This window comes from Microbacterium sp. 69-10, assembly GCF_001897945.1.
Classification (GTDB): domain Bacteria; phylum Actinomycetota; class Actinomycetes; order Actinomycetales; family Microbacteriaceae; genus Microbacterium.
Window position 1 is genome coordinate 312,044 of sequence record NZ_MKRT01000024.1, and the last position, 6,723, is coordinate 318,766.

The 6,723-nt window shown below is 69.8% G+C and carries 3 protein-coding genes; 2 read left to right on the forward strand and 1 reads right to left on the reverse strand.

Annotated features, from left to right (window positions below):
* Positions 1–34: 34 nt before the first annotated feature.
* Positions 35–3,703 (reverse strand): multifunctional oxoglutarate decarboxylase/oxoglutarate dehydrogenase thiamine pyrophosphate-binding subunit/dihydrolipoyllysine-residue succinyltransferase subunit, encoded by a 3,669-nt coding sequence (locus BGN97_RS12570; RefSeq protein WP_292702025.1) that lies wholly within the window; start codon positions 3,701–3,703, stop codon positions 35–37.
* A gap of 164 nt (positions 3,704–3,867) precedes the next feature.
* Here BGN97_RS12570 and BGN97_RS12575 point away from each other — a divergent pair, with 164 nt between their 5' ends.
* Together BGN97_RS12575 and BGN97_RS12580 are read left to right on the forward strand one after the other, a co-directional pair.
* Complete coding sequence (locus tag BGN97_RS12575; RefSeq protein ID WP_292702028.1) at positions 3,868–5,328, forward strand: GuaB1 family IMP dehydrogenase-related protein; 1,461 nt, start codon at positions 3,868–3,870, stop codon at positions 5,326–5,328.
* A gap of 115 nt (positions 5,329–5,443) precedes the next feature.
* Positions 5,444–6,723, forward strand: a 1,280-nt coding sequence (locus BGN97_RS12580) for a hemolysin family protein (RefSeq protein WP_292702032.1), incomplete at its 3' end; no start/stop codon positions are given.

Genomic DNA, 6,723 nt, shown 5'->3' on the forward strand with positions numbered 1-6,723 from the left:
GAGGAGGGACGGCATCCTTCGTGTGCGGCTCGGCTCAGTCCAGCGTCAGCGCCTGCTTCAGCAGAGCGGCCTGCTCGGCCGCGTGCACCTTCGACGACCCGGTCGACGGCGAGGCCGCGGCCGGACGGGACACCACGCGGAACTGCCGCGGGCCGGGGACCTCGGCGAACGCCAGGGCCAGGAACGGCCAGGCGCCCTGGTTCTCGGGCTCGTCCTGCGCCCACACCAGCTCGGCGTTGGGGTAGGAGTCCGTGATGGCCTTCAGCGCATCGATCGGCGTCGGGTAGAACTGCTCGAGGCGCACCAGGGCGATCTCCGGGTTCGGGTTCTTCTCCAGCTCGCTGGCGAGGTCCCAGTGGATCTTGCCGGCGTGCACGACGACGCGCTTGACGGCGGCGCGGTCCAGAGCGCGGTCGTCGTCGATGACCGGCTCGAAGCGCCCCTGGGTGAAGTCCTCGACCTGGCTGGTGGCACCGCGCAGACGCAGCATGGCCTTCGGGGTGAAGACGATCAGCGGCTTGCGCGGACGCGTGTACGCCTGACGACGCAGCAGGTGGAAGTACGACGCGGGAGTGGAGGGCCGCGCCACGGTCATGTTCTCCTGGGCGCACAGCTGCAGGAAGCGCTCCATGCGTGCGGAGGAGTGGTCGGGGCCCTGCCCCTCGTAGCCGTGCGGCAGCAGCAGGACGACGCCGGACTGCTGACCCCACTTCTGCTCGGCGGCCGAGATGTACTCGTCGATGACCGACTGGGCGCCGTTCACGAAGTCGCCGAACTGCGCCTCCCACAGCACCAGCGCCTCGGTGTTCTCGACCGAGTAGCCGTACTCGAAACCGAGCGCGGCGTACTCGCTGAGCAGCGAGTCGTACACGAAGAAGCGACCCTGCGACGCGGACAGGTTGGTCAGCGGCAGCCACTCCTGACCGTTCTTGCGGTCGTGCAGCACGGCGTGGCGCTGCACGAACGTGCCGCGGCGGGAGTCCTGACCGGCCAGACGCACCGGGGTGCCCTCGACCAGGAGCGAGCCGAACGCGAGCAGCTCGCCGAAGCCCCAGTCGATGCCGCCGGTGCGGCTCATCTCGACGCGCTTGTCGAGCTGCTGCTGCAGCTTGGGGTGCACCGTGAAGCCGTCCGGCTTGTTCGCGTGCGCGTCGCCGATGAGGTGGATGACCTCGAGCGGCACGCCGGTGATCTCGGGCTCGCCGACCTGGGGGTCGACCTGCGTCAGCTCGGGGGCGATCGGGGTGGCGCCGGTCTCGGCGGCGTGCGTCTCGGCGAACGCGATCTCCAGGCGGTTCTGGAAGTCGGCCTTGGCCTTGTCGTACTCCTCCTCGGTGATGTCGCCTCGTCCGACGAGAGCCTCGGTGTACAGCTTGCGCACCGAGCGCTTCGCCTGGATGAGGTCGGTCATCAGCGGCTGGGTCATCGACGGGTCGTCGCCCTCGTTGTGACCGCGGCGGCGGTAGCAGACCAGGTCGATCACCACGTCGCGGTGGAAGCGCTCGCGGTACTCGAAGGCCAGCTGTGCCACGTGGATGACCGACTCGGGGTCGTCGCCGTTCACGTGGAAGATCGGCGCCTGGATCGTCTTGGCGACATCGGTCGCGTACACCGAGGTGCGCGAGTCGGTCGGCAACGTCGTGAAGCCCACCTGGTTGTTCACCACGATGTGCACGGTGCCGCCGGTGCGGTAACCGCGCAGCTGCGACATCTGCAGCGTCTCGACCACGACGCCCTGGCCGGCGAACGCGGCGTCGCCGTGCACGAGGATCGGCAGCCAGGTGAAGGTGCCGATCGGCTTGCGGTCCTGCTTGGCGCGGGCGATGCCCTCGAGGACGCCGTCGACCGTCTCCAGGTGGGAGGGGTTGGCCGCGAGGTACACGGGCAGCTCGGCGCCGTCCTCGGCGACGAAGGTCCCCTCGGTGCCGAGGTGGTACTTCACGTCGCCGGATCCGCGCTGGTTGCCCGGGGTGAGCGATCCCTCGAACTCCCGGAACACCTGCCCGTAGGTCTTGCCCGCGATGTTGGTGAGCACGTTCAGGCGGCCGCGGTGGGCCATGCCGATCGCGGCGCCGTCCAGGCCCGCGTTCGCGGCGCCCTGCAGGATCTCGTCGAGCAGCGGGATCAGCGATTCGCCGCCCTCGAGCGAGAAGCGCTTCTGGCCGACGAACTTCGTCTGCAGGAAGGTCTCGAAGGCCTCGGCCTCGTTGAGCTTGCTGAGCACGCGCAGCTGCTCGTCGTGGCCGGGCTTGACGTACTTGACCTCGACCTTCTCCTGGAACCAGCGCCGCTGCTCCGGGTCCTGGATGTGCATGTACTCGATGCCGAGGGTGCGGCAGTACGAGTCGCGGAGCACGCCGAGGATCTCGCGCAGCTTCATGACGCGCTTGCCGCCGAAGCCGCCGGTGACGAACTCGCGGTCGAGGTCCCAGAAGGTCAGGCCGTGGCTCTCGATCTCCAGGTCGGGGTGCGAGCGCTGCACGTACTCCAGCGGGTCGATGTCGGCCATCAGGTGACCGCGCACGCGGTAGGAGTTGATCAGCTCCTGCACCCGGGCCTGCTTGTCCACGCGCTCGGCGAGGTCGACGGCGATGTCCGCGTTCCAGCGGATGGGCTGGTAGGGGATGCGCAGCGCGGCGAAGATGTCGTCGTAGAAGCCGCGCTCACCGATCAGCAGCTCGTGCACCTTCTTCAGGAACTCGCCGGAGCCGGCGCCCTGGATGACGCGGTGGTCGTAGGTGCTGGTCAGGGTGATGACCTTGCCGATGCCCAGCTCGGTGAGCACCTTCTCGCTGGAGCCCTGGAACTCGGCCGGGTAGTTCAGGGCGCCGGCGCCGATGATGCAGCCCTGGCCCTTCATCAGGCGCGGCACGGAGTGCACGGTGCCAATGCCGCCGGGGTTCGTGAGCGAGACCGTGGTGCCGGCGAAGTCGCCGGCGGTCAGCTTGTTGTTGCGGGCGCGGGCGATGAGGTCCTCGTAGGCGAGGAGGTACTCGCCGAACGTCATGGTGTCGGCGCGCTTGATGCTGGGCACCAGGAGGGCACGGGTGCCGTCCGGCTTGGGGACGTCGACCGCGATGCCGAGGTTGACGTGCGCGGGCGCGACCACCGAGGGCTTGCCGTCGATCTCGGCGTAGAACACGTTCTGGCTGGGGAACTCCTTGAGCGTCTTGATCAGCGCCCAGCCGATCAGGTGCGTGAAGGAGACCTTGCCGCCGCGGGTGCGGGACATGTGGTTGTTGATGACGATGCGGTTGTCGATCATCAGCTTGGCGGGGATGGTGCGGACGCTGGTCGCGGTGGGGACCGACAGCGACTGGTCCATGTTCGCCGCGAGGGTCTTCGGCATGCCGCGCAGCGGAGTGACCTTGTCCTCTTCAGCGGACTCCGTCTCCTCCTTGGCCTGCGGCTTGGGCGCCTGTGCGGGGATCGGCGCCTGCTTCGCGGGCTTCGTCGTGGTGCGGGCCACGGGCTGCGCGCCGATCACGGGGATCGGCGCCGTCACCGGCGCGACGCTCGGCGCCTCCGGGGTCCGTGCGGTCTGCGCCGCCGCGGCATCCGGAGTGTAGTTCTCCAGGATCGGCCACCATTCCTTGTCGACGGAGTTGCGATCCTGCTTGAACTGCTCGTACAGCTCGTCCACGAGCCACGAATTGGCTCCGAACCCCCCGTCGCCCCCGACGCCGGTCACCTGGTTCGACACGCTCTACCGCCCTACTTTCATCGCTGAAGCTGTGCATGCGGCTCGGCGGCGAGAGCGCGTCGGGTCGCACGTCTGTAACAGTCTCCCAGCCTAACGCCAATCGGCCGCCGGAATGCTCCCCGGTCGGGCGGTTCGCTGCGGGCGTGGAGGGGTAGCGTGACGTTATGAAGTTCTCCGGTGAGCTGCCCGCAGTGGATCTGACCTATTCGGACGTCTTCCTGGTGCCACGGCGCTCCGCCGTCTCCAGCCGGCTTCAGGTGGATCTGGCGCCGCACGACGGCACGCCCGCGACGATTCCGCTGGTGTCGGCGAACATGAACTCGGTGACGGGACCGCGGCTCGCCGCGGCGCTCGCGCGTCGCGGTGGGCTCGGCGTGCTGCCGCAGGATCTGCCGCTGCAGGAGCTGGATGCCGCCATCCGCTGGGTCAAGCGCCAGCCCGTGCGCTGGGACACGCCCCTGGTGCTCTCTCCGCGGGCGACGGTCGCCGACGCGCTGCGGCTGCTGCCGTCGCTGCCGGGGCACGGCATCGTCGTCGCCGACCAGCGCGGCGGTGAGCCGCTGGAGCGCGCCGACGTCCGGGGCATCCTGCCGGCGCCGAGGCTCGCGACGGCCCTTCCGGACGCCGCGCTCGGCGACCTGGTGCACGCCGGGCCGGTCGCCCTGGCCGCCGAGGACATCGGCGAGGGACGCGCGGCGTACGACGCGATCGACGCGGCGGATGCCGAGATCGTCCTGGTGCTCGATCGCGGGCACGTGGTGGGCACCCTGACCCCGCGCACCGCGCTGCGCTCGAGCCTGTACCGCCCTGCCGTGGACGCCTCGGGGCGCCTGGCGGTCTCGGCGGCGGTCGGCATCAACGGGGATGTGGCGGGCAAGGCCCGCGCGCTGGCATCCGCCGGCGTCGACGTCCTGGTGATCGACACCGCCCACGGACATCAGGAGGGGATGCTGCGCGCGCTGCAGACCGTCGCGGGGCTGGATCTCGGCATCCCGCTGGTCGCAGGCAACATCGTCACCGCCGACGGCGTGCACGACCTCGTGCGTGCCGGGGCGTCGATCCTCAAGGTGGGCGTGGGGCCCGGCGCCATGTGCACGACGCGCATGATGACCGCGGTCGGGCGCCCGCAGTTCTCCGCCGTGCTCGAGACCGCGCAGGCGGCGCGCGAGCTCGGCGCGCACGTGTGGGCCGACGGGGGAGTGCGCTACCCGCGCGATGTCGCCCTTGCGCTCGCCGCCGGCGCCGCGTCCGTCATGATCGGATCCTGGTTCGCCGGCACCATCGAGGCGCCGGGCGAACTGCTCCACGACGCCGAGGGGCGCGCGTACAAGGAGTCCTGGGGGATGGCGTCGACGAAGGCGGTGCAGGCCCGGTTCGAGCGACTGGACCCCTACGAGCTGGCCCGTAAGGAGCTGTTCGCGGAGGGCATCTCCTCGTCGATGATCTACCTGGACCCGCTCCGGCCCGGCGTGGAGGACCTGCTGGACATGATCACCTCGGGCGTTCGCTCCTCGTTCACGTACGCGGGAGCGGCCAGCGTCGCCGAGTTCCACGACCGCGCCCTGGTCGGCCTGCAGTCCGCGTCCGGCTACGAGGAGGGCAAGGCGCTGCCGGTGAGCTGGTAGCGTCCGCGCGGCTCACAGCAGGATTCTGTAAGATCGTCCGCACCATGGACGACCCTCCTTCTTGCAGTCCCTCGCCCCACCGCCCGCTCCTCGCCCGTAGCGAGGACTTCAGCTGATGGAATTCGTGCTGCTGGGCGTGGGGCTCCTCCTCATCGTCGGGACCGGCCTGTTCGTCGCCAGCGAGTTCGCACTGGTGAACCTCGACCGTGCAGAGCTCGAAGCGCGCCAGGCGCGCGGCGAGTCCCGGCTGATGCTCACCATCCGTGCGCTCAAGATCACCTCGACGCATCTCTCCTCGGCGCAGCTGGGCATCACACTCACCACGCTGCTGACCGGATACACCATGGAGCCGGCGATCTCGAAGCTCCTCGAGCCGCTGCTCGAGGCGTGGGGCGTTCCGGATGCCGCGGCCGTACCGGTCTCGGTCACCGTGGCGATGCTCGTCGCCACCTTCCTGTCGATGATCATCGGCGAGCTGGTGCCGAAGAACTTCGCGCTCGCCCTCCCGGTGCAGACGGCCAAGCTGGTCATCCCGTTCCAGACGGCGTTCACCGTGGTGTTCAAGCCCGCCGTGCTGATGCTCAACGGCAGCGCGAACGCCGTGCTGCGCGCGATGGGCATCGAGCCGAAGGAGGAGCTCTCCGGCGCGCGCAGCGCCGAGGAGCTCTCCTCGCTGGTGCGCAGGTCGGCCAGCCAGGGCGTGCTCGAGGAGGACACGGCGACGCTGCTGGACCGCAGCCTCAACTTCGCCCGCCTCACCGCGGATGACATCATGACGCCGCGCCCGAGCATGCATGCGATCTCGGTGGGCGACTGCGCGGACGACGTCATCCGCCTGGCCCGCAGCACCGGACACAGCCGCTTCCCGGTCTACGACGACGACCTCGACGACATCACGGGCGTCGTGCATGTGAAGGCCGCCGTGTCGGTGCCCCGCGAGAAGCGCCTGGAGGTGCCCGTCGGAGCGCTCAGCACGGAGCCGCTGCGGGTGCCCGAGACCGTGCACCTGGACGCACTGGTCGCCGAGCTGCGCTCGAAGGGGTACCAGATGGCGATCGTCGTGGACGAGTACGGCGGCACCGCCGGCATCGTCACGCTGGAGGACCTCGTCGAGGAGATCGTCGGCGAGGTGTTAGACGAGCACGACCGCTCCCGCGCGGGCATCGTCCGGCGGGTCGACTCGATCACCTTCCCCGGCGAGCTGCGTCCGGACGAGCTCCTGGCGCGCACGGGCATCGAGGTGCCCGAGGGCGAGGTGTACGACACCATCGGCGGCTACATGATGAGCCTGCTCGAGCGCGTGCCCGCCCTCGGCGACGAGGTGCGCATCGGCTCCGGCACGCTCACGGTGGTGCGCATGGACGGCAGGCGCGTGGATCGGATCCGCTACATCGC